Genomic DNA, 23,777 nt, shown 5'->3' on the forward strand with positions numbered 1-23,777 from the left:
TATATTATGCAAGGAAAAATGTTAAAAAGAGAGGGAAAACGAGATGAAAAAATCAATGAAAAAAGTATTAGCCATGGGTTTATGCTTTGCCATGGGCGCAGCCATGCTTACCGGCTGCGGTTCTTCCAGCAGCAGTAAAGAGGAACCTGCAAAGACGGAGGAGGCAAAATCCGGCGAGAGCGCAGCGGCAGGCAACGAAAAAGCCACTGGCGACAAAAAAGATACCGTAACGATCAATTTTCCGACAGCTGCTACCACAGGCGCCCTGTACCCGCTTGGTGCTGCAATTACAAATCTCTGGAGTACACAGCTTGATTATGTGAAAGCAAGCTCCCAGGCATCCGGCGGCGGTGTTGAGAACCTGAATCTGCTGGCGGACGGAGAGGCTCAGGTGAGTATCGCCATCAGCAGCAACTGCTACGAATCCTATACAGGAACCGGAACATTTGACGGCCGCAAGAACGAAAACTTCCGCGTGATCGCAGGTCTTTACTACAATCCAAACCAGGTCGTAGTGACCGAAGCCTCCGGCATCAACAGCCTGACCGATGTAAAAGGCAAACATTTTGCCAGCGGCGCTGTGGGAAGCTCTACAGAGGGAGAATCCAGAAACCATTTCACAGCAGCCGGACTCACCTACCCGGATGACATCAAAATCGAGAATATCGGCTTCACCGAAGCAGTAGACATGATGAGAAATAAACAGCTTGACGGCGCCTGGATCATGGCGGCTCTCGGCAACTCAGCCGTAACAGAGGCTACCTCCACCGCCGATGCAAAAGTGTTAAATATCAACGATGATGTGATTGCGGCTCTTCAGGATCAGTACCCCTGGTATGCCAAATTTACTATTCCGGCAGGCACCTACTCCGGCCAGGATTCCGATATCCAGACAACAGCCATCAAGATGGTTATGTTTACAACGGCCGATCTGGACGAAGATACGGTTTACGATCTGACAAAAACTTTCTGGGAGAACGTAGACAAGCTGGCTGAAAGCAACAGCTCCATGACCGGCTTAAAGGCAGAGGATGCCATCACGGATATTGCAGACCTGCCGCTCCATGACGGCGCTGCAAAATATTATAAAGAGATTGGCGTGCTGAAATAGAATTACTAAAAAATCAAAATCCTTTTTCAAAAAGGAGGGTATCTCTCAGGCCATATACCGGCCGGGGAGATACCCTCCTTTCTTCATACCATCTTTTAATTTAAATCCTATAATTCCAATGTTTCAATTTCCATCCCTTACCCTCAAACCTATTAATATGGATCATTTACCCGATAATTTAATCCGTCCCATCCACTCATCAAACTCCTGCTTCGACGCCATCGCCGTAAGTCCGCCCTCTGCTGTCGTTGTACGGGCCGCATAGGCATTTGCAAAGTCCAGGAAGTCTTCCATTTGTCCGGCGGGAATTTCCGTTATATCGGTAATGCCGTAAGACAGAAGCCGTGAGAGGAATGCACCGGTAAAGGAGTCACCGGCTCCTGTCGTATCTCTTGCCTCAACCCTGAGTCCGGGACGTGAAACAGACCATTCCTTCGTGTACGCGGCTGCTCCGTCGCTGCCGCGCGTATAGAGGACACACCTGGTTTTCCCCTGGAGAAGTTTCGGCAGCGCTTCCCTGATTTCCGTTTTGCCCGTAATAAATTCCAGTTCTTCCTCCGAAATCTTGACTATATCCGCCTGAGGCAGAAATTCCAGTACGGTTTCTTTCATTTTCACATCATCATTCCAAAGCGACGGGCGCAGGTTTGGATCAAATGAAATCATAATCCCCTTTTCAGCCGCCATACGGATCAATTTCCGGTGAGCCTCCTTCATTGGGGACTCCACCAGATCCACACTGCCAAAATGCAGGATCCCACAGCCATCCAGGACCTCCGGCGTCACATCCTCCGGAGAGTAAAATAAATCCGCGCTGTTTTTTCGGTAAAACTGGAAATCACGGTTCCCGTCTTCCGCCAGGGAGACGAATGCCAGAGGTGTCTCTTTGGTACTGTCTCTCTTTATAAAGCTTGTGTCTATCCCGGCTGCAGCAAAACTTTCAATCAGATAGTCTCCAAAAGCGTCATTTCCTGTCTTTGTCAGGAGTCTGGCCGGAAGTCCCAGACGGCTGACCGCCCCAGCCACATTGGCCGGCGCCCCTCCGGCCGCCCGTTTGAAGGCCGCCACATCTTTCAACCGCTGTCCTCTGCACTCGGGAATAAAATCGATCAGCGCTTCGCCTATGGCGCAGAGCCCTTTCCGCTTCTCCGCCTCCGGCCGTCCCGGCTCTCTGTCGATGATAAAAGAATTCAGACGGTACAACCTGACCTTTACACTGCATCCGCCATCGATCCGGAAACCTCCCCTTTTCCCATATACTCTTGTCGTGAATACCTCTTCTCCGCCATTGACAAATATCTCCAGGGAAGTCGTGTCGGAATAAATCCGCAGATTACCAAGCGTCTTTATTCTCGCGCTTCTTTCCGTTCGGCCATATCCGCCCTCTTTCAGAGAAAGTGTCAGCAGCCCGTCCGTGCGGCTGTAGGTGAGTTTTGTTCCTTTTCTCAGCTCTATCACAATATCATCGCAGGAATGAAAGCAGATCTCCGCCTCAAACACCAGCTGATCTTCATCCGCTTCATTCAGCGCTTCCCTGCTCCCATAACAGTGTTCCTCACCGCGAAGCATGTTAAGTTCCTCAATCGGCGTCTGTATCAGCCTTCCATCTTTCATATGAAGCTCCCTCGGCAGAGTCAGGGCATGCTGCCACCCGTCTTCCACCGTCGGATTTCCATATTCGGCATCCGGGATTCCCATCCATCCAATCAGAATCCTGCGCCCTTTTTCGTCACAGAAGGTCTGGGGTGCGTAAAAATCAAAGCCCCGGTCCACCATCCGAATTTTTTCTTCCTCGATTTCACAGCTGTTACGCCCAAAATCGCAGCTGAGAGGCATCACTGTGCACTGATGCACATTCCGATAGTCAATCCCCCGGGGCCTGACTCCCTGTGGACAGCTGAGCATGCACAGCTGTCCGTCCAGTTCAAACAAATCCGGGCATTCCCACATATATCCGAACGGCTCTTTTGTAGTGATACGGCAACTATATTTCCAGTTTTTCAGGTCGTCCGAGCGGTACAGGAGGACCAGTCCGCGGTTCTCCCTGTCCCTGGCTCCGAGAACCATATAGTAAGCGCCATCTTTCTTAAATACCTTAGGATCTCTCACATGGCAGCTTACATCCTGCGGATAATCCAGGTTTGTAAAAATAAGCTCCTTCGCTCCCGCCGCATCACCGTCCCTGCTGGTGAAATGGAGCGTATTGCTTCCACGGCCGGCAGTGATATAATCGTAATCCTCCCGGTCAAACAGTTTGATATTTCCTGTATAAAAGTAATGAATCACTCCATTCTCAACAAAAGCGGAACCCGAGTAAACGCCGTGGGCATCATAGTCGTGATCGGGAAACAGAAAGGGTCCCCTGTCCTCATAATGGATAAAGTCTTTTGTAGTGTAATGTCCCCAGAGCTTTATCTCCCCTGTCGGTTCGAACGGCGTATACTGATAATAAATATGATAAGTACCATCTTTCTCACAGAGGCCGTTCGGGTCATTCAGCCAGCCCGTTTCCGGCATCAGATGGTATTTAAGCCGCCCCGGAGCATTTTTTACCTTTTCCCTGTAATTCCTGTTGTCTCTATACCACTGCTCGTAGTCTGACCTGAATACTTTCTGATATTTTTCCATTTTAAACCTCTGACTTTTTACTGATTACAGCAACCCGGTTTTCCGGCTCCGCCGCATCAAACTCCATGATTTCCAGTTCGATTCCGCCAGCTTCCGGCAGAATCATCATAGTCTGCGGATTGACGCCCTTTTCTCTCAGCAGGGCAAGGTCAAACGACAACAGGCGGTCGCCTCTTTTAACCTTTGCTCCCTGTTCGATAAAAGCCTCAAAACCTTCCCCATTCATCTGAACCGTATCAATTCCCACGTGAATCAGCACGTCGATTCCAGCATCGGAAGTAATGCCAACCGCATGCTTTGTTGGAAACAGCAGACTGATTGTTCCGTCGCACGGAGCATATACCGTTCCGTCGGCCGGATTAACCGCAACGCCGTCTCCCAGCGCTTTTGACGCAAACATCGGATCGTCGGAACCAGTTACCGGGAGGACAGCTCCCTTTACAGGCGCATAAAGTTCCAGGACTTTTTCTGTTCTCTCTTCTTCCTGCCTGTCTGTCGACGGTTCCCATTCGGCTGCTTCTTCCTTTGCATCTTCTCCACCCATGCTCTCTGCCACATCCGCCTCACTCACAGCTTTCTTCTGTCCGCCATTCTCCCCGGCGGCCTCTGCCTGCCCCAGGCCATACTTTTTCCAGAAAAACACGGTCAGTAGGAAGGAAACGCTCATGGATAAAATCAGCCCTATTGCAAAATTCAGATAGTGATCCGGTTTCATGGAAATGAATCCCGGAAGACCGGCGGCCCCAAGAGCCTGTGCCAGTGTCTTCGTCCAGGCCAGATAGGCGCTGCCCACTGCCGATCCGGCTATTGCCGCGTAAAATGGATATTTCAGCTTAAGAGTCACACCGAACATGGCCGGTTCCGTAATTCCCAAAAGTGCGGATATACCGGACGCGGAACAGATGGATTTCATTCTTTCGTTCTTTGTCAGCATCAGAACAGCCAGCACGGCGGCGCCCTGAGCCACATTGTTCATACTTGCCGTCGAGAAAATAAAACTTCCGCCCGTATGGACACTGTCTGCAATCAACTGTGTTTCAATCGCGATAAAACTGTGGTGCATTCCGGTCAATGTGATTGGCGCATAGGCAAGGCCGAACAGAGCGCCGCCGACCGGTCCCAGTGTATTATAAAGCCATGTGATGCCTGCTGCCAGAAAGTTTCCTGCCTCGCGGAGCAGCGGCCCCACAAAGATAAAAGTTAAAAATGATGTAACAAGTATAGACAGCAGCGGCGTCGTCAGGTTATCCAGCCAGGACGGTGTAACTCTGTGCAGCCGTTTTTCCAGATTGGCAAGAATCCATGATACCGCCAGTACTGGAAGCACGGTTCCCTGATAGCCGATAGCCGCAATGTCCAGACCGAATATGTTCCAGACCGGCGCAGTTCCCACTCCGATCTGATAGGCGTTCATCAAATCCGGATGAACCATGATCATCCCCATGGCCGCTCCCAGAAACGGATTGCCGCCGAATTTCTTCGTCGCACTGAATCCTATCAGAACGGGCAGAAAGGTAAACGGTGCGCTGGCAAATGTATTAATCGCCGTTGCCAGTCCCTGCCACTGCGGGTACATCTCAATCACCGACTGTCCGTGAAACAGCCCGGAGGTCAGCAGGTTATTAAGTCCCATTAAAAGACCTCCGGCCACAATGGCAGGAATAATCGGAACAAAAATATCGCTGAGCATCTTTACAAAACGCTGGAGCGGATTCCCCTTCTTCTCCGTCCTCTCTTCCGCCTCATCCCCGGTCTCATTCGCGGTTCCCAACTGTCTCTGGACTTCCTGGCACACCAGATTAACGGTTCCCGAGCCGAAAATAATCTGGAACTGCGACTGAGTCAGAAAAACACCTTTGACACCCTCGACGCCGCCCAGGGCATCCTCATCCCTCAGTTCGTTATTCCTCAGCTGAAAACGCAGCCTGGTCGCACAATGCGCCACCGATTTGATATTCCCCTTTCCGCCTACATAACGGATTACTTCACTGGCAATCTTCTCATAATTCATAGCTATAACCCCTTCTCTGCATCTATTTGTGGTATCGGTTCCATATATAAATATTAAATCATTCCTTCCCGAAAGTCAATATGGTTTGTGGAACCGATTCCATGTTTGGATGTAGAATTTTCCCTCTTATTTTTGTGCAGTTTACACAATTCTAATCGTGAAAGCAGCCAATCAAAAAAGTATTCTAAGTGTTTTCTCCTCAGAATACTTTTTATCATCCCTTTTTTATCATCCGGCTTCACACGGAACCGGACTTTTCCCGGCGCTGATTTCCCTGCAAGCGTCCTCCGGCCGGCAAGGGAGACTCGTCCGAAACATCTTGGACTGTCTGTCCTCCGGCCGTAGCCCCTTATATTCCATCCACTCTCACACTGTTTCCACAGATAAATTCATATCCTACAACCTGTTTCTTTGGAACCGGTTCCCTTTTTATGATTTTTAAAAGCGTCTCCGCGCCCAGATATCCCATGGCATAGGAATCGAACTTGAGCGTCGTCAGTTCCGGACTCAAAAGCTCGCTCTCATCATAGCCGCCAAACCCGGCCACCGACACGTCCTCAGGAATCCGCAGGCCCGCCTGATGCAGAATGCGGTATGCGCCGTAAGCCAGCCGGTCCGTCGCGCAGATAACCGCGTCCACAGGGCCGGACTTCAGAATTTCTTTCATTGACTCCTGACCGCTCTCATAGCTGTAATCTCCCGTTACGACCAGCGGTTCGGGCACGCCGCAGGACTCAAGTCCGTCGAGCACCCCTTTCTTTCTCTGAATCCCCACGGCCGCATCCGATTCACCAACGCCAATATAAGCCACCCGCTGCGGATGAATTTTCCCGATGTATTCCCCCATCCGGCGGCCTGCACTGTAGTCGTCGTCCACAACGGCAATTCCCTCTTCCCAGTCCTGAGCGAGGACTACAACAGGAATCCCGCAGTTTGCAAGCAGTTTCCTGTGTGCTTTCGTAAGGGTAATTGCGCTGAACAGGATGCCGTCCACATTCAGGCTGATCAGCCGCTGGATATTCTTAAGCTCCAGTTCACTGTCATGATCCGAGTTCTTAATTAACGTCTCGTATCCCTGGTTTCTCAGATAACGGTCAATACTTGTGATAACACGGCTCGTCACCTTGGAATTCAGAGTGGGAACCACCACGCCAATCACATTGCTTTCCCTGGCGTTCAATCTGGCAAACGTATTGGGCTCATAATTATATTCTTTAATTATCTCCTGGATCCTCTCCCTGGTCTCCTGCTTGACATAGCCGCCGTTAAAATACCGGGACACCGTGCTTTTTGTCACGCCCGCCATCTCGGCTATGTCCGCCATCGTAATCTTTCTCGTCATTTCCTCTGCCCTTTCACGCACTTTATCATCTGTTTTTATTTTATCCGGTGTTGACGGTCATGGCAAGGGAAATATGGAAAGGCGGGAGTATATCGTCCAGATATATTCCCGCCTGCCTATTTCTCTTTTTCATCTAAACCGGCATCATTGCTGCCATTCATCTTCCGAATCGTGTTTACACGCACGTTTGGCTTTATTTCTCTCCGTACGTTTCTTCTTTGCCTCTTCCTTTTTCTTCATGATAAGGGCCGCCCCTTCTTCGCCGGTCAGCTTTGTCGTCTTTACTGCATAGACGCTGCCGTCCTCCGACTTCTTCATGCGGATTTTCCCCTTCATGTAGCCGTGTTCCGGACAATAGGAAAGGCAGAAATAGAACTTCTGGTTTGAAGAAAACCACCTTATTTTTTTCCTGAGGGTGCGGTGGCATTTATAACAGACCATGTCCGTTACCCTTCGCTCTTCCAACACCTTCTCTTTTGTATCGTAAGTCCTGGATACAAACTTTGCGTATCCCGGAAATTCCAGATAAATCTCTTCCTCTTCCGTCTCCGGCAGTCTGTAATAATCCACGGAAACGTATTCCACCATGCTGTAAAAATCCATCTCCGCCATAATACGGCCCGTATAGTACGCATCGTCCAGCGCCCTGTGAAACGGCCTGTCCTCCGCAATCCCCAGCTCCTCCACAACCGTGTCCAGGGAATCCTTGCGTTTATCCCCCTTGATAAGACCGTAGATCTTCTGAAGGTCGTAATAAAGCAGCGGCATCTTAAACGGTATGTCCAGCCCGTGGTACACCATATTTCTCTGAAGCTCCGTCAGATCCATGGTACCCCATGTACAGAATTTATAATCATCTCCGCACCAGGCCAGAAATTCTTCCATGGCTTTTCCGAACTCTTCGCCCTCCATGTTTAGTTCTTCCATGGACATATGGGTTACTTCGGATATCTTAAAGTGCATCTGCCGATATACCCGGGGGCGGATCAGGCGGTGAAATTCCGATATGATCTGCAGGCTCGTATTCAGCTTGACCGCGCCTATCTCTATAATCTCAAACGGCAGCCGGTCCATCGAGCCGTCTTTTCCAAGAGGACTCTGATTCCATTCCAAGTCTAATACAATATACTGTCCCATAACTAAACATTCCAATCATTCATTCGGTATCAAGTCGCACTATATAACTTTACCACATTATGAAACATAAGTCGAGTATTATTAGGTGGTTGAAATTTCCTCCTCCGTCCTTATTAGAAGGTGTCTCTTTACGCCAAAGAAATGGAAGCGATTTTTTTTCTGAGCGCCAGCACCGCAGACGGCGCAACCGAAAGCTCGTCAATTCCCGCAGCTATCAACTGCTCTGTTGCCGCAGGATCGGCGGCCAGTTCTCCGCAGAGTCCCGCCCATATCCCGTTTTTATGTGCATTTTCACACACAATTTTAATCATTTTAAATACTGCGGGGTGATAGGGATCATAAAACCGGTCGAGTTTATCGTTCTGCCGATCAACGGCAAGCGTATACTGCGTCAAATCATTGGTACCAATACTGAAAAAATCAACCTCCCGGGCCAGTTCATCGCTTATCATTACGGCGGCAGGTGTTTCTATCATAATCCCCTGCTTTATTTTACCGTAGCTTTGGTTTTGCTGTGAAAGCTCTTTTTTTACTTCCTCCACGATCCCCCTGATTTCACGGACCTCCCTCACCGAGGTAATCATCGGGTACATTACCAAAAGTGAGCCGTACGGCGCGGCCCGTAACAAAGCCCTCACCTGCGTTTTAAAAATCTCCCGGCGCTCCAGGCAGATTCGTATACCACGAAAGCCCAGCGCCGGATTTTCTTCCTCGGGCAGTCCGAAATAAGAAATCTTTTTATCGGCCCCTATGTCCATCGTCCTGATAATTACTTCCCGATTTCCCATTCTTTCCAGTACATTCTTATAGGAAAGGAACTGTTCTTCCTCCGTCGGATAATCACTGTTTTGCAAATAGAGGAATTCGCTGCGGAAAAGTCCAATTCCCTCTGCATCACTTTTGCAGGCTGAATCCATATCTCCTTCTCCGGCAATGTTGGTGTACAACCTTATCTTTTTTCCATCCTGTGTGACGGTTTCTTTTCCCCTGTACTCTTTCAGAAGGATTTTTTCTTCCTCTTCACGGCTGATCTGCCGCCGTATTGCGGCCGCCTGTTCTGGCTCCGGATCAATGCAGACAAGTCCTTTCTCACCGTCGATCGCCGCCAGACGTCCATTCCAATCCTCTGAGATCTCCACTCCCATCAGGGCCGGAACCCCCATCGTCCTTGCGAGTATTGCCGTATGGGAATTCAGAGAACCATTTTTTATAATAAAGCCCAGGATTTTATTCTTATCCATCCGAAGTGTTTCACTCGGGGAAAGATCTTCCGAAATTACAATTCTCTGATCTTCCGGAAATTCTATTTCCCACTCTCCGTCACCTAACGCCAATATAAGACGCTCCGATATGTCGCGTATATCAAGGGCTCTTGCCCTCATATAATCCCCTTCCATTTCTTCAAATTCGCGCTGCAGCAGACTGGAAACATGAGATACCGCATATTCCGCATTTACACCTTCAGCAGTGATTAATTTCTTTATCTCTCCGGCAAAATCATCATCTTCCATCATCATGAGATGGGCCTCAAAAATAGCGGCCTCTTCCTCTCCAATTTCTTTTAACGCCTTTTCATGCAGGCTGTACAAATAATCAGCAGCCTTTTTTTGTGCTTTCTCAAACCGCGCCAATTCCAGTGCGGTATCACCGATGCACTGTTTTTCGATATCAGGCCCTTTTTTCCTGTACAGCCAGATTTTTCCTATGGCACTTTTATTTAATACTGCTTTTCCGGTTCTGATTTCCATATGCAATCACTCACTAAATGTTATTTTGGAAATATTCACTGACTTCCGAATAGGCCTTATCTTCATCGGCTCCTTCCAATACCACCTGTACCGCCTCACCACAGTGAATATTCAGTTTCATCATTGCCATCATTTTTTTCATATCAACGCCCTCATTTCCCTTTTTCAGTTCTATGCGGCATTCATATTTTTTTGCCATTTTTGCCAGGGCATTGGCCGGACGGGCATGAATTCCAAGTTTGTCGTTTACCTTATAGCTGAACTGCCTCATTCTGCCATTCCTCCTTCCGGGTCTTAACTTCTAATTTTTTATACTGTCTTACAATCTCTTCCGTCAAATACGCCTCTTCTCTTTCGGATTGGCGGAGGCCGCAGAATTCCCTTACCGCCCTTTCAATTCCGAGTTCACCAATACGACTTTGAATTATCCCGCTTTCGCTATCATAGTCTTCAGGAAGCCCCAGGCAGGATGCGATTCCCAATGCCAGGTATTCCGGCTTTATGCCATGTTTCACACAGAGGAGTGCCGGGCCCGTAAAACGTTCCTCCCTGCCAAGCTTTTTAACCGGGTTTGATACAATCCGTCTAATCTGATCTCCGGTCCTGATATCCATCTTCTCATCCAGCCGCTTTTTCCAGTTCTGATACTCCTCCTGTTCTGATTTTTCTATGCCGTATTCTTTAAAATAGCCTTTTTCCGCTTCCTTAAATGCAGTGATAATGCTCCTCCTGATTTCTGGATCCTGATGGCATTCATCAATCGTTTGATATCCTTTCAATGCTCCCATGCAGGCAGCCATTGTATGCCTCATGTTTCCAAGATAGACTTTTCGCACCAGTTTCTCTCCGACACTGTCTGTAAAAGTGATTCCCTTCATGGTGTTCTGCGGCCCCAGAAAGGTGTCTCTTTCAATTTCAAGACTGCCGTCCCCGGAGACGCATATCACTTCACATGGCAGCCTCTTCCCGGCCGTCCCGTCCGGCATGGCGGCTGAGAGAACCAGCACACGGCTGATTCCCGTTGCCGTATCAAGCAGCCGTTCCGCTCCCGGATTTCCCTCCACCTCTTGATCAATATACCGATGAAACTGCCGGGCGGCGTTCAACTGGTTGACACACAGAAGAATATCCAGCTCATTGTTACGTCCGGACCCTGCTTTCAGTTTAAGCGCTTCCGCGATTATACTGCAGATATCCGGAAAAGCATCTTCATAAACACAGCAGGCGACAACGTCCGTCTCCGCTATTTTTTCCGCCAAATCACTCTCAAAAACGCATTCAAAACCATGAATATATGTATACAATTCCCTTGATGGGTCTTTCTGTGTCACCACATAATATCCCATGTCCCGGAGTTTTCTCAGCCTATCCTGATTTTTTCGGTAGAATGTAACATGCCAGCCGGCCTCGCCAAACAGCCGGCCCACCACGCCGAGACCTATGTTTCCGGCTCCTGCAACCAGTATCTTTTTACCGGCTGGTACATCTAATCCATTTTCACACATACACGGTATGCTCCCATTGCACAGGCCGCTTGAAAGGCCTCGTCTATCTGATCCAATTTATAACAGCACTCGATTACCCGGCTGTAATCCACGCCCTTATTAATCAGTCTCGCCGCTTCCGTAAAGTCACAGTGATCCGCGCCGAAGGTTCCGATAATATCAAGTTTCCTGTAGTGAATTGTATTTACATCGAGGTTTATTTGGGGGCTGGGATATGCTGCGGCAAACAGCAGTACCCGTCCTCTTTTCGGTTTCAGCATTTCAAACGCCTGATCCGTGGCAGCCTGCGCTCCCACTGCAACTACAACGGCGTCCGCTCCTCTGTTGTCCGTCAGGCGCATAACCTCTTTAACCGGATCCATCTCTTTTGCATCGATCACTTCAAACCCGTATGCCCTGGCCGTCTCCAGCTTTTTGTCGAGAAGCTCACTTATAATGACACGGCATCCGTATTCTCTGGCTGTAACGGCATTAATAATTCCCATTGTCCCCGCACCGATTACCACAATTGTCTCATTTTTTTCAACATGGAGCTTTCTGAGTCCATATACGACGGAAGCAACTGGTTCTAACAGCCCGCCGACAGCCGGATCCACCGATTGATCGATTTTATAGAGACCGACCTGTGATTTAACCGCATATTCCGCGCATCCGGCGTTCCCGTAATACCCGTCGTCGTTTAAATCATTTGCCGTTTTAATATGGCGGCATTCACTGGTCCTTCCCTCTAATGACTCCGGGCTGTAAGGATCAAACTCGTAGCCGCAGGCGACCATATCGCCTTCTTTAAATCCCATAACATGAGTGCCTGCCTTAAGTACCTCCCCCGACCACTCATGGCCGAAGACCAAAGGAATCGGACGTGATGTCCGGCTGCCGTTATATACGCCATATTCCGACGTACAGATATTGCATGCATGTATTTTTACCAGAACGGAATTTTCGTCCAGTTCCGGCAGCCTCCTCTGTTCCAGGGTAACCTGCTCTTTTCCCCGGAGGACGGCTGTTTTTGTAAAATCCATAACTTTCTCCTCCCTGTTTTGCAAAACCGGCTTTTTCCAGTTTCCGGCAATTAGATGCGGTTCACACTGCCGAACAGCTTCATGTAATATTCCAGTTTTTCCTTCCACCCTTTTGCACCTTCCGCAAACACCATCTGAAGATTCATGCGGGCCGCTTTCATCTCATCATCGTTTTTCCCTTTGAGAATCCTTGTAAAGCCCTTGTCACACGCCTCCTTAATGGCGGCAATTCCGCCCTCATTTAAATCTGTGTTCAGATTAATTTTTGATATTCCGTGCCGGATTGATTTCTGAAGATTCTCATCTCCTGTACCGGAACCGCCATGGAGCACCAGGGGAACCGGGATTTGTTCCGCCAGTACTTTAAGGAGTTCAAAGTCAATCTTCGGTTCTCCTTTATAAACGCCATGGGAAGTTCCTACCGCAACGGCCAGACAATCCGCATCCGTCTCTTCTATAAAGGGAAGCGCTTCTTCCAGCCTCGTAAGGCCCGAATCCCTGGTTTCCTCATATTCATTGCCCTGACCGACATGTCCCAGTTCAGCCTCTACGGAAATCCCTACTGCATGGGCAATTTTGGCAATCTCCTTCACCTCGTCCACATTCTGCCTGTAAGGGCAGGTAGAACGGTCAATCATGACAGAAGAGAATCCGGCATGAATTGCATTAACCACCACCTTGTACCCGCTGCCATGATCCAGATTGAGAGCCGCCGCCACCTCCGGATATCTCTTTTCGTAAAACCTCACGATTTCCGCGCATTCATAAATTCCGTGCACCGGATGAACATCCAGGACAACAGGCGATTTAAGTTCCTTTCCTGCCATAAATGCAGCTTCTATTGTTTCTCTGTTGAATACATTGGGAGCTGCAACCGCATATCCATTTTTCTTTGCATCCTCCAAAAGTATGTGCATTGGTATAATCATGAGTCAAATCCTCCTTATCATTTACCCGAATAGTCCAATAATACTTCCGATTAAAGCGGCTGCAAGAATGAGCCATACAATGTTGCTGTATTTCTGACCGCCTTTCGACAGGTAACCGTAGACCAGGAACACCAGTCCGAGGGGCAGGATACCCGGTATAATTCCGTCCAGAATCTGCTGGACAATAATCGGATTGGCGGCGTTCTCCATCTGGAACTGAAGCGGTGTCGACAGCTTCACATAGGATGAGGACAGAGCTCCCATCATGAACATTCCCATAATTCCCGTCGCCTGGATAATGGCGGCAAATTTTCCGGTCTTCATGATGTTCATAATTGCTTCTCGGCCTACCTCATATCCGATTTTCAGCATGTAATATCCCACAATAATCATAATAACCGGATACAGCAGCGGCAGGATGCCTCCCAGGGCATTCCCTGCCAGGGCAAAGGAACAGGCTAACGCCAGGATAGTGGATTTGAGTGTTGAACGGATCAGGGAGTCACCTACTCCGGCCATCGGTCCCATCAGACCGGTTTTAATTCCGGTAATTGCTTCTTCCGGGATGTCCTCCCCCTGAGCCTTACGCTCTTCCATCGAAAGTACCACGCCGCAGATAATGGAACCGATTGTGGACTCCGTATTATAAAACTGCAGATGCCTCTGAAGGGCGCTTACATATTCTTCTTTATTATCCGCATACCATTTTTTCAGATGCGGCGCTACCGTCACACAGAAGTTTAATGACTGCAGCCTCTCGTATGAATTGCTCATCTCATTCGTGATATAGAGCCTCATATAGGTGCGGAACAGTTCTTTGTTGCTGAGTCTGGTTATCTCAGTTTTCTTTCCGTTTTCTAAATTATTTTCCATCCTATGCCGCCTCCTTTTTCATAGAGTTAAAATAGATGATGAGGGCCAGGCATCCTCCGAATATCGATGCTGCCATCGTATTAATCCCCAGATATTTAACAGCAAAAAATCCGATAAAAAAGTAGGGAAGAAGCAGCTTGTTGCCAATGCACTTTAAAATAATCGCAAAACCGATTGCCGGAAGCATGCCTCCCGCCACATTCAATCCGCTTGTAAGCCACGTCGGCAGAATTTCCAGAAGACGGTAGATAACATCCGCTCCAAAAAACTGAAGTGTAAAAACAGGAACAAACCGCAGTATAAACGCCAGTGCCAAAGGATACCAGGTTCCGCACATATAGATTCCCCTGTCGTTACCCTCTTCCGCATAGCGGTCCGCTTTATGTACCCAGTAAATATTTGTGGTTTTCCGGATCTGTTCCAGGAACACCCCAAGCATTCCAAACGGCATTGCCAGTGTAACAGCCATTTCCGGCTCCAGATTGCCCTGGAGCGCCAGAGGAATCGCAATGCTGCTGGCCAGAATCTCATCTGTCGGGATATTTCCTCCCGGTGCAACAACTCCCAGATAAACAAGATTGATACTTGCTCCGATCAGAAGACCTTTGGGAACATCGCCAAATACAAGACCACAGATTAGTCCGATAAAACAGCCCGAACCAAGTGAATGATATGTACCGGAACCAACCCGGCACGAGCCAATAAAGTAGCATAGTCCGGCAGTTAAGGCCATTATTAAATTCATACTCTCCTCCTCCTATCTCAAACCAAAATCAAACTTCTTCAATATTTTTTCCAGTGAAGTACTGGATTCATCCGGCACCTGCTGAAATACCACTTCCACTCCCGCGTCACTCATTCCCTTCAGCATGGCGGCATCTTTTGCATCCAGGGTAATCGGTCCATATACATTAATCCGTCCCGGTCCTGCCCCAAGCCCGCCTATCTGCAATGACTTCATCGGAAATCCTCTCTTAAAACAGTACTCCGCATCCTCCACACATTTAAACAGTACAAGCACCTTTTCCCCGATTTCACCGCTAAAATGTTCTGCTGCCTGATCCCGTGTCATAATATCAATATCCACACCTACCGGTGCCGACATTTTATAAATATCTCCCAGAAAAGGATCGGTTGCAACTCCATCATTTACTCCAACAATTTTTTTCGCGCCGGTCTGTTTTAACCACTTAACCATTATCTGGCCATGAATCATTCTGAAATCAACCCGGATTAATTCAACACCCATTGTCTTCCTCCTCTGCTTTTATGCTTTTTATCACACGTCCGCTGTCTTTCAAAGCCTCTCTGGCACATTCCGCCGTTTCCCGCACCGGCCGGCCGCTAAATTCTCCGTATGCTTCCAAAAACATCGGAAGGTTTAATCCTGTCACAATCGTGATGTCAAATTCCTTACGGAATTCAGCCATAACATTAAAAGGCGTCCCTCCAAGTAAATCAACCAGGCACAGAAAACTTTCGCCACTGCTTTTCTCAAGTTCGTTTCTTACCGCCTCTTTCAGTTCTTCCGGTGACGTCCCCGGAAGCAGCGAAAACGGCGTTACGTCCTTAATCTCCCCGACAATCATTTCTGCCGTCCGAATCAGTTCTTCACCAAACCGTCCATGTGTACAGACGAACAGTTTACTTTTTCTCTCTTCCACTTCAGCCATCCTTTCCCGTTTTTAATAATCTATTTAGAACGTTCCAATCATCGATGGCACTATTGTAACAACAGAAGAAATATAAGTCAAAAATTGTCAGATTTTTAATCTTTTATCATGTGTGTTATCTTACAGTGTCTTTTTTCGATTTTACATTTCGATTTTTTTTTAGAGTGTTTGATTTGCGGGTTTGTGTGCCGCTTTTTTATTTCCATGTACACTTTAAGATTTTTAAATTTCCCGGTGAAATGTTTCAGTGTGTACTGTTCCTGATAAAATTTGCACTTTTTTTATCGTTCGCCGTCGTTTCTGATACTTTGTTCAATTTTCCATTATTTTCCTTCAATAGTGTGTCCTTACACTCTATTGACATTATATTCCTCTTCTGGTATACATAAACATAACAAGATCTAATGAGGATTTAACTGAGGTGAGGAGGACGCGTCCGGAACGGACCATGTCCGGTGTGGTGAGGGGGCTGGCTGAGTCTTTTGTCCCTTATTGGAGGTTGTCGTGAGGGGGGGGAATCCGGCCGGAATGAATTGTTACGGGGACCGCTCGCGCTTTTTGGAGTGCGCAGCGGTGCCAGGCTCGAAAAGACCTCGCCAGGCACCGGCGGACTCCCATATCCCCTGCACAATTGATTCCGCCTCCTTCCCCCGGCAGGTTATCGCCGGGGACAAAAGACTCAGGCGGAGGTTTTCGCGGCACCGGACATGGTCCGCTCCGGACGCTGATTGTCTCTAACCTTAAATGGGGAGGACCCTGTCGCGGCCACTACGAAGCTGCGATACTTTTACGGTCTGACGGTATCTCACCAAACCAGTCAGAGACCGGATAGCAGATATTTTAAAGCATTCGGAGGAACATAGTGGTTGCGACGATCCTCCTCCCCCTTTGAAGGAATAAGAACAGATCAGCGGCCGCAGGCCCGGATTCGGGATGGAGAAAACCTCGGCGTCTTCAGTCCCGGGCCATAACCTTCCTGTGGGGAAGAAGGGAGAAAAAGATTCCGCAGGGAACCTGGAGTCCATCGGCACTTACCGAGGTTTTTCACGAGGTTAGTGTCCGTTATGTACTCCGAAGAGCGCAAGCGTTTCCCGAAGGAACTTTTTCTGCCCGGATTCCCCACCCGCAACAACCTGCAAGCCGGGACTGAAGACTCACAACCTCCCTCTCACCATCCCGAACCCCGACCGTCCCGGCGGCGTTCTCATTCCTCAATTAAATCCTTATTTTCAAAAGAAGGAGCGCCATATGGGAACAAGTTATGCAAATACACTTAATTCAAGGCTTATCACAATCATACAGAGAAAAACTCTGCAGGCCTCTATTTCCAGAAATTTTGCCTCTGCAGAATCTTATGCGTTAGCTCTCAGTATTGACATGAAATATGACAGAAGTAATATTTCCCGAAGCCTTAACCAACTCTTTCAGGATGGTGTCCTTGTTAAGGTGCAGGGACGTCCAACCCTGTATTTTGATAAAAAGACCCTTTGTGATTATTTTTCCATCTCACAACTGCCTTCCTCCTTTGAGAACTCGGAGCAGCTTAAGGGCGCTCTTCTCTCCACTCATCCCGACGATATCCGTTCCTCCGTCACTGCTTTTCATTCCTTAATTGGCACCGGAACCAATGAAAGTTTATGCGGACTGGTAACCACCGTTAAAAATATACTTATTTATCCGTCACCCGTCCATGGATTTATTCTGTCCGGTGAACCTGGAAGCGGTAAAACAGCTTTTTTACATGCAATTCTGGATGCCGAAATACAGATTAAGAATACGCCCAGGGAACAAATTCTCTATCTGGATTTCAGAAAAACATTCGATGTGGATATTTCCGACCGCTTTTCTGCCGATAGTGAAGCGCCTCCCTGTATTTTTGTCTTCCGCTCCCCTGATACGCTGGATGATAACAGATACTCCCTGTTTTCCGATACACTCCACCATATTTTAAGCGGGCATATATCCGGTGTTTCAGCCTTTATCGTTATCTGTGACACCCTCCATATGCAGGAGAAATTAAAGCTGGAGCTGGCCTATGCCGCCGAAAGCATCCACCTGCCTTCGTGGTCGGAAAGAACGACGAAAGAAAAAATGATGCTGATTCTCAAGGCATTCCAAGAACAGTGTGACCTTATAAAAAAGCCCATCGAACTTAGCAAAATCTGTTTTAATAACCTGCTATGCGGTAAATACGAGCGTAATCTGGCTTCGCTGCGTGGTGAGGTGGCACTGGTGTGCAGAAATGCCTATGCAAATTCCTATCCAGCCTCCGATACGGTCCGTATACAACTCGACGACATTTCCAGCCGTATTTTCAGCCAGACAGAAAACCTCTCAGTGATTCTTTCCAACATGAACACGGCGGGCGAGCGGGTAAATTTTTCTACCGTATATTTTTATCCTTCCCAGGATAACTTTACCTTTGAACAGGTAAAAAAACTTCCAATTGACAAGAATGGAGACTTTTTGAAATACAGTGCAAAACCATTCTCTTCCGGTACCAATGATACTGATATAGTGCACCAGTGTGAAAATGCACTGCATACCTCCCGTTCCGCGCGTGAAGTAATGAAAACTTCAAAAACATACCAGATTTTAATGAGTGTCTTTCCTACAGCCACTTTTACGCGATTTCTACCCGTACAGAATCCTCCCGCAGTTTATCTGGGGCTGTATGCGCACATGGCAACCGTAATAGAGCAATGTCTTTCTAAGGCGTACGAAGCGGAGTCTTTTTCCATTCCTGAGAAGCTCACTTTAAACGAAGCAGTCTTTCCCGCCACAAATGCATTTGCTGATATCATCTCAAGCGAGTTTGATTTTACACTTCCCGAATACGAGAAGACGTGGTGCAGTCTTTATCTCACTATGGCAATGACACTGCAGACACAGACAAAAATCCAGGTCTTTATCTTATGCCGCTGGCAGCGTATTACGGAAGTCTATGAGGAATTTGCCGCCTCGCTGCCTGCCGAAAACAGACCGCTTTTTTTCACATGCGAAAATGCGGCTCCGGATACAAGTGTACATGTTCAGTACTCGCCCATTGTAGACGAACTTGCCTCCCATTATAATTCCAAAGGCGTCATCCTGATCAGCGACGGCCCCCTGGCTCCCGAGCTGGTAAACCAGATATTCCGCAAACTGGATAATAACGTTTACTATATTGACCAGCTCACCAGGGCAATTGTCTCACAGGCCGTCAGTTTTTCCGATGATCCCTTTAATTCAATTGAGTATTTTGCCCGCTATTGTTCCTCCAACCTGAATAATGGCAGAAACCTTACTCCTGAGAATAAGATCTCCACCATCGTAAAAAACATTATCCATGACTCTCTGACCTTCCTGGACTCCGATAAACTATACAGCCTCCTGTCCAACACCCTGAACGATATACAGACCGGGTTAAAAATCGGAGATAACGACAATCTCACCGTCCGTTTTATTGTGCACGCCTCCTTCATGGTAGAACGCTCAATCAAGCGGGAGACTCTGCCATATAAGAGGACAAAAGAATTTATCCGCGGACATGAGCAATTATTTAACACCGTCCGGAAAAATATAGAAGTCATTGAGAAGCTGTTTAATACCAAAATTCCTGATACGGAACTGGCGTATATTTCAGAGATATTTCTGGACTATCTGTGATGACCGCAACAAAACCGACTTCACACTTAACGAAAGAGACAACCCACCTCTGAAAGATGGCGGACTGCCGGGTCTGAAAATTCATCCCTGCGTCCGCCATCTTTCAGAGGTGTTCTCACATCTTAACTAAATCAGACACTATCCTCCCCTCCCCATCAAATCTCAACTGTTTCGGTGCCGACAATACTTCGATTCTGTTCTCCCTTTTTATCTCTTCCAGATAGTTATCAGATACCTCTATTTCTGACAAATGGAGGGTATCTCTGATATGAACCATCTTTACATACTTTTTTCCTCTTTTCGGCGTACAGCACGCCGCGGCACGTATTGCAGTCTCGTCATCTTTCAGAATAATCGGCAGTTTTGCGGCCATAAAGGCACCGGACGTCAGTATATTGGTATACATAGCATTGAAGTTTATACTTTCCGCCACCCGGCATGTCGTTAAATCGGCGGCTCCGATTCCATTGGCGTTGCCGTGGGATGGGCCGGTTATGTCAAGCGCCACAATGCAATGGATCGGCACGGATGGAGTTCTAGGGAGAGGGGTAATTGCGCGTCCAGTAATATTTGGATCCATGCCGCCTCCCGAGATGTCTTTTCCTAACTGATCCACGATCAGCACATCTATCTCGTCCACCAGAAAGTGGGGCATATTCTGCCGTGCCAGTTGCAGAAGAGCCGCTTCCCGCTCCAACAGCCGCCCGGGCATCATCGCCTCGATTATCATCGTCTCATCACAGGCATTTTCAACAATGCCCAGCCCGAACAGCACCGGCGCTTTCCTTAGAAATATTCGGCCGCCCTCGGGCAGGATTTTTGCCAGGCTGGAATACCCCTGGCTGTGAAACTCTGCCGCCCCCTTATGTTTTCCGAGACCGACCACCATCATTTTGCACAGGCCGCTCTCTACGATGCCATTGATACTGGTATGAGGCTTGATCCGGCCGCAAACCACGATTCCGTCTGCCTCAGCCGCAGTTTTTCCACAATAGATACGGCATCCACTGTGCGTTATCCCCAAACATACCGTCTCCATGTCGGATATAATATCCATACCGGTACTTTCTTTTGTTATTTCTAGATTTTTCAGGACTTCGGCCTGGCCGGCCGCTGTCGCTTCCCCGTGGCTGCCCATGGCCGGTACGATAAACGGGCTGGCTCCCAGAGAATAGAGATATTCCCCCAATATTTTTAAAATTTGAGGAAGATTTGCGATTCTTCTGCTCCCTGCCGTTATCGCAATTCTTTTCCCCTCTATATTGCCTAATGAAAGGCGCATTAATGTCTCTAATACCGCTCTTTTCACATCCCGGATTCCCCTGCCGGGAAAGTTCTGGCGAACCCGAATCATCGGAGGCAGGCAGTCCTCCATATCTCCTTGAATTTTAAATGGTATCGGTTCAAACTTCATGCTCCGCCCCCCCTGCTTTTAAAAACGGATTAACCGGGATAAATCAGCCGGCCTGCTGCCTGGATTTTCGCTGGACGCACGCAAAAGAGAATTCATTTTATCCAGGCGCTCACCCGATTTTGGCGCTCCATTTTTGGAAATGGACGTTTCCAGGCCAAGAGACAGATCCGCTACAATATCCCCGACCACGCCGCCTGACCGGCCCGATGGAATTGTCAAAAGTCCTCTTTGTTCCGCAAATCGGTATGTATCCATCGCCTCCGTCAGTGTCCCCACCTGGTTCGGTTTCAGAATAAAACCGTCGATAGCCTTTCTATTGCAGGCCTCCTCGAGCCTCTCTCTGTTAGTTACAATAAAATCGTCTCCAATCAGGTTTGTCCTTGTCAAAGTTTTGTGTGCCCTTTCAAATCCGTCCCAGTCATTTTCATCCAGAAGATCCTCCACAAAAAGAAGCGGTATTTTTTCTGTTAACATTTTCATATACTGAATCAGTTCCTCCGATGTTACCCTGCTTCCGTTCAGCTCATATGTCCCGTTTTCTTTATCATACATTTCACTGGATGCGCAGTCCAGGCAGTACGCCATGCGATCCGTATATCCGCACTGTTCCACCGCCTCCTGTATCAGATTCAGGACTGTTTCCGGATCTTTTGAGGGAGCCGCCCATCCGTATGAACCGCCTAAAAATGGCTCTGCGTTTTTGCAATAGCGTGGAATCACTTTTTCAAGGCGGCGGTAAACCTGTACTGCCATTGCAACCGCCTCGTCTACCGATTCCGCCTTATACGGCGCCAGGATAAATTCGTTAAATGCCTGCCTGATTCCCCGGTTATTCCCGCCATTTACGACATTGAACGTCGGAAGAGGAATTGTTTTCAATGCATGTCCGGCCAAATACCGGTAAACCGGCTGTCCGGCACAGGCTGCAGCGGCCCTCAGGCAGGCTGCCGAGACGCTGTATATTGAGTTACCCCCCAATTTATGTTTGTCTTTCGTCCCATCCAGCGTGATCATCCGGCGGTCAATTTTTTCCTGGTCACAGACATCAATTCCCTGAAGCGCCGGGGCAATTATGTCCTCCACCATCCTCACCGCGCCGTGCACGCTGAGCCCGTCATATTCATTCTCAACCCCATCACGAAGTATAAATGCCTCATACATGCCCACCGAGGTTCCGGTCGGGGCCGCCGCCCTTCCCATGCATCCTCCCTGGGTAATTACATCAACCTCCAGTACCGGCCTTGCCTTGCAGTCGAGGATCTGCCTTGCCCTAATCGTTTCAATCGAAGTCCTCACCTTTTATTCCTTCTTTCCATCTACAAATTGTTTTGGGGGTACATAAAGCACGTTAAAATCGCATACGTTCGTTCCTGTGTTTCCCGTGTATACAATCCCCCCTGCCTTTGTCAGAGCTTCAAACCCAGAGTGTTCCCTGAGAGTCCTGTAAGCGTCCACTCCCGCTTCTGCCAGAGCCTTCAGGCTCTCAGAATCGGCAATCCCCCCCGCCGCATCGGTACTTCCATCCGTTCCTTCACTATCTATGGAAAGGAAACACGCGCCTTCAACAGCAGAGGCTTTGAGTGCAAATCCCAGGGCCATCTCCTGCGACGGCCCTCCATGCCCTCTGACTCTGCTGTTATCCATTATCGTCGTGACCGCCTCCCCGGCGGAAAATACCAGGCACGGCGGAGGAACCGGCTGGCCGTATTCCTGGATCTGCCTCGCAACGGAGGCCATCATTGCCCCCGCCTCCTTTGCCTCCTCCTCGATAAAGGTGGTCAATACAATAGCCGGAACTTTTCGTTTCTTTGCTGCTTCCATCGCATAGACACAGGAATCAGGCAGGGTATTAATCTGATAATATGTATTTTTCGGAAACTCCTTTGGCGTTTCCTTGCCTTCTCCCGGTGTTTCCAGATAGGCAACAATCGATTGGGGGAGGCGCTCTCTGAGATTGTAATCACATATCATTCTGCACGCATCCTTTAATGTTGTCTGATCCGGTCCCATAGGCGTCCCGTAAAAACGCTTCCATGGTATGGAGATATCACCTGTCGGAGGGTTGCCTACCGAGTCGCTGATATTAAATCCGATCAGCTCTGCCCCCCTGTCCCGGATCAGCTCTGCCATTCTACCGCCGTTCATACCGGAGATATGGCGCCTGACCGCATTAATTTCCCTTATACCCGCTCCTGATTTAAGAAGTACGTCGGTAGCCTCCATCTCCTCCTGCAGCGTAATACCCTCCACCGGGTAGCTCATCAGTGCAGAACTCCCTCCGCTCATCACACAGATAAACAGATCACCGGATGATGCCTGTCCTATCATTTTCCGTATCTCCATGCAGGCGCGGTATCCCTCCTCGTTCGGAATAGGATGCCCTCCCGTATACACCCTGATCCTTTTGAATCCATCTTCCGGTTCCTGTATTTTGACAACGGCAATTCCATCTGTCAAAAAATCCCCCAGTATCTCTTCCACCGCCTTTGCCATTGCATTACAGGCTTTTCCCGCGCCAATCAGATAAATATGCTCCCTTTGGGTAAGATCCCAGCATTTATCACCAATTTTAAGACTGCTTCCCTCCACCCTCATAACGGAACGGATTCTGCCATAGGCGTTAAGTTTTTCCAGCACTTCTTCCGTTATTTCCAGTACAATTTTTCTGGATTCCGGCACACCTGCTGTAAGCAGCTGATGTTTATTTTTAATCTCCACGCTCATATCAAACCGCCC

Annotated in this window: 18 protein-coding genes and 1 pseudogene; 2 read left to right on the forward strand and 17 right to left on the reverse strand. The window is 48.4% G+C overall.

All coding sequences use genetic code 11. From position 1 onward, the window contains the following. Positions 1–43: 43 nt before the first annotated feature. Positions 44–1,111, forward strand: coding sequence for a TAXI family TRAP transporter solute-binding subunit (locus V3C10_23415; protein WVP62214.1), 1,068 nt, complete (start codon positions 44–46; stop codon positions 1,109–1,111). Positions 1,112–1,273: 162 nt separating this feature from the next. On the opposite strand, the gene V3C10_23420 is transcribed toward V3C10_23415, so the two are convergent. The 14 genes and pseudogenes from V3C10_23420 to V3C10_23485 form a co-directional block, all read right to left on the reverse strand. After that, positions 1,274–2,305, reverse strand: coding sequence for a carbohydrate kinase (locus V3C10_23420; GenBank protein WVP64694.1), 1,032 nt, complete (start codon positions 2,303–2,305; stop codon positions 1,274–1,276). After that, positions 2,285–3,739: pseudogene (locus tag V3C10_23425) on the reverse strand (glycoside hydrolase family 32 protein). Before V3C10_23425 ends, V3C10_23420 begins: the two are co-directional and overlap by 21 nt. A 1-nt stretch (position 3,740) precedes the next feature. Further along, positions 3,741–5,750: a sucrose-specific PTS transporter subunit IIBC gene (locus V3C10_23430; protein ID WVP62215.1), complete on the reverse strand. Its 2,010-nt coding sequence runs from the start codon at positions 5,748–5,750 to the stop codon at positions 3,741–3,743. A gap of 349 nt (positions 5,751–6,099) precedes the next feature. Continuing rightward, the gene (locus tag V3C10_23435; protein WVP62216.1) at positions 6,100–7,092 is read right to left on the reverse strand and encodes a LacI family DNA-binding transcriptional regulator; all 993 of its coding nucleotides are present in this window, start codon (positions 7,090–7,092) and stop codon (positions 6,100–6,102) included. A 144-nt stretch (positions 7,093–7,236) separates the two neighbouring features. After that, entirely contained in the window at positions 7,237–8,229 is a 993-nt protein-coding gene (locus V3C10_23440; GenBank protein ID WVP62217.1) for a 3'-5' exonuclease, read from the reverse strand. A gap of 128 nt (positions 8,230–8,357) precedes the next feature. Beyond that, positions 8,358–9,977, reverse strand: a complete 1,620-nt coding sequence (ptsP, locus tag V3C10_23445) for a phosphoenolpyruvate--protein phosphotransferase (GenBank protein WVP62218.1) — start codon at positions 9,975–9,977, stop codon at positions 8,358–8,360. A gap of 13 nt (positions 9,978–9,990) precedes the next feature. Continuing rightward, on the reverse strand, positions 9,991–10,248 hold the full coding sequence (locus V3C10_23450) for an HPr family phosphocarrier protein (GenBank protein ID WVP62219.1): 258 nt from the start codon (positions 10,246–10,248) through the stop codon (positions 9,991–9,993). After that, complete coding sequence (locus V3C10_23455; GenBank protein WVP62220.1) at positions 10,229–11,482, reverse strand: hypothetical protein; 1,254 nt, start codon at positions 11,480–11,482, stop codon at positions 10,229–10,231. Before V3C10_23455 ends, V3C10_23450 begins: the two co-directional genes overlap by 20 nt. Then, the gene (locus V3C10_23460) at positions 11,464–12,504 is read right to left on the reverse strand and encodes a zinc-binding dehydrogenase (GenBank protein WVP62221.1); all 1,041 of its coding nucleotides are present in this window, start codon (positions 12,502–12,504) and stop codon (positions 11,464–11,466) included. Before V3C10_23460 ends, V3C10_23455 begins: the two co-directional genes overlap by 19 nt. A gap of 50 nt (positions 12,505–12,554) precedes the next feature. Next, positions 12,555–13,433 (reverse strand): class II fructose-bisphosphate aldolase, encoded by an 879-nt coding sequence (locus tag V3C10_23465; protein WVP62222.1) that lies wholly within the window; start codon positions 13,431–13,433, stop codon positions 12,555–12,557. A gap of 21 nt (positions 13,434–13,454) precedes the next feature. Then, a complete protein-coding gene (locus tag V3C10_23470) occupies positions 13,455–14,306 on the reverse strand; it encodes a PTS system mannose/fructose/sorbose family transporter subunit IID (protein WVP62223.1) in 852 nt (283 codons plus the stop codon). Position 14,307: 1 nt separating this feature from the next. Further along, the gene (locus tag V3C10_23475; GenBank protein WVP62224.1) at positions 14,308–15,051 is read right to left on the reverse strand and encodes a PTS sugar transporter subunit IIC; all 744 of its coding nucleotides are present in this window, start codon (positions 15,049–15,051) and stop codon (positions 14,308–14,310) included. Positions 15,052–15,063: 12 nt separating this feature from the next. Next, positions 15,064–15,555 carry a PTS sugar transporter subunit IIB gene (locus V3C10_23480; protein ID WVP62225.1) on the reverse strand — a complete coding sequence of 164 codons (492 nt, stop codon included), beginning with the start codon at positions 15,553–15,555 and terminating at the stop codon, positions 15,064–15,066. Beyond that, positions 15,545–15,970: a PTS sugar transporter subunit IIA gene (locus V3C10_23485; protein ID WVP62226.1), complete on the reverse strand. Its 426-nt coding sequence runs from the start codon at positions 15,968–15,970 to the stop codon at positions 15,545–15,547. Before V3C10_23485 ends, V3C10_23480 begins: the two co-directional genes overlap by 11 nt. Positions 15,971–17,227: 1,257 nt before the next feature. Between V3C10_23485 and V3C10_23490 the strand changes: the two genes are divergently transcribed. Continuing rightward, positions 17,228–19,627: a PRD domain-containing protein gene (locus V3C10_23490; GenBank protein ID WVP62227.1), complete on the forward strand. Its 2,400-nt coding sequence runs from the start codon at positions 17,228–17,230 to the stop codon at positions 19,625–19,627. A 115-nt stretch (positions 19,628–19,742) separates the two neighbouring features. On the opposite strand, the gene V3C10_23495 is transcribed toward V3C10_23490, so the two are convergent. From V3C10_23495 to V3C10_23505, 3 genes are read right to left on the reverse strand one after another with little or no spacing between them, the layout of a single operon-like run. Continuing rightward, entirely contained in the window at positions 19,743–21,041 is a 1,299-nt protein-coding gene (locus V3C10_23495; protein ID WVP62228.1) for a lactate racemase domain-containing protein, read from the reverse strand. 18 nt (positions 21,042–21,059) lie between these two features. Beyond that, positions 21,060–22,337, reverse strand: coding sequence for an enolase C-terminal domain-like protein (locus V3C10_23500; GenBank protein WVP62229.1), 1,278 nt, complete (start codon positions 22,335–22,337; stop codon positions 21,060–21,062). Positions 22,338–22,340: 3 nt separating this feature from the next. Continuing rightward, a complete protein-coding gene (locus tag V3C10_23505) occupies positions 22,341–23,765 on the reverse strand; it encodes a DUF4147 domain-containing protein (GenBank protein WVP62230.1) in 1,425 nt (474 codons plus the stop codon). Between the last annotated feature and the right edge of the window lie 12 nt (positions 23,766–23,777).

The organism is [Clostridium] symbiosum (assembly GCA_036419695.1).
Lineage (GTDB): Bacteria > Bacillota > Clostridia > Lachnospirales > Lachnospiraceae > Otoolea > Otoolea symbiosa_A.

What these genes read in the sequence shown, in the direction of transcription:
- V3C10_23435 (WVP62216.1), bottom strand. Translation starts at nt 7,092, where the DNA reads ATGACGAGAAAGATTACGATGGCGGACATAGCCGAGATGGCGGGCGTG.
- V3C10_23470 (WVP62223.1), bottom strand. Translation starts at nt 14,306, where the DNA reads ATGGAAAATAATTTAGAAAACGGAAAGAAAACTGAGATAACCAGACTC.
- V3C10_23465 (WVP62222.1), bottom strand. Translation starts at nt 13,433, where the DNA reads ATGATTATACCAATGCACATACTTTTGGAGGATGCAAAGAAAAATGGA.
- V3C10_23495 (WVP62228.1), bottom strand. Translation starts at nt 21,041, where the DNA reads ATGAAGTTTGAACCGATACCATTTAAAATTCAAGGAGATATGGAGGAC.
- V3C10_23440 (WVP62217.1), bottom strand. Translation starts at nt 8,229, where the DNA reads ATGGGACAGTATATTGTATTAGACTTGGAATGGAATCAGAGTCCTCTT.
- V3C10_23505 (WVP62230.1), bottom strand. Translation starts at nt 23,765, where the DNA reads ATGAGCGTGGAGATTAAAAATAAACATCAGCTGCTTACAGCAGGTGTG.
- V3C10_23490 (WVP62227.1), top strand. Translation starts at nt 17,228, where the DNA reads ATGGGAACAAGTTATGCAAATACACTTAATTCAAGGCTTATCACAATC.
- V3C10_23455 (WVP62220.1), bottom strand. Translation starts at nt 11,482, where the DNA reads ATGTGTGAAAATGGATTAGATGTACCAGCCGGTAAAAAGATACTGGTT.
- V3C10_23480 (WVP62225.1), bottom strand. Translation starts at nt 15,555, where the DNA reads ATGGGTGTTGAATTAATCCGGGTTGATTTCAGAATGATTCATGGCCAG.
- ptsP (WVP62218.1), bottom strand. Translation starts at nt 9,977, where the DNA reads ATGGAAATCAGAACCGGAAAAGCAGTATTAAATAAAAGTGCCATAGGA.
- V3C10_23430 (WVP62215.1), bottom strand. Translation starts at nt 5,750, where the DNA reads ATGAATTATGAGAAGATTGCCAGTGAAGTAATCCGTTATGTAGGCGGA.
- V3C10_23475 (WVP62224.1), bottom strand. Translation starts at nt 15,051, where the DNA reads ATGAATTTAATAATGGCCTTAACTGCCGGACTATGCTACTTTATTGGC.
- V3C10_23415 (WVP62214.1), top strand. Translation starts at nt 44, where the DNA reads ATGAAAAAATCAATGAAAAAAGTATTAGCCATGGGTTTATGCTTTGCC.
- V3C10_23450 (WVP62219.1), bottom strand. Translation starts at nt 10,248, where the DNA reads ATGAGGCAGTTCAGCTATAAGGTAAACGACAAACTTGGAATTCATGCC.
- V3C10_23460 (WVP62221.1), bottom strand. Translation starts at nt 12,504, where the DNA reads ATGGATTTTACAAAAACAGCCGTCCTCCGGGGAAAAGAGCAGGTTACC.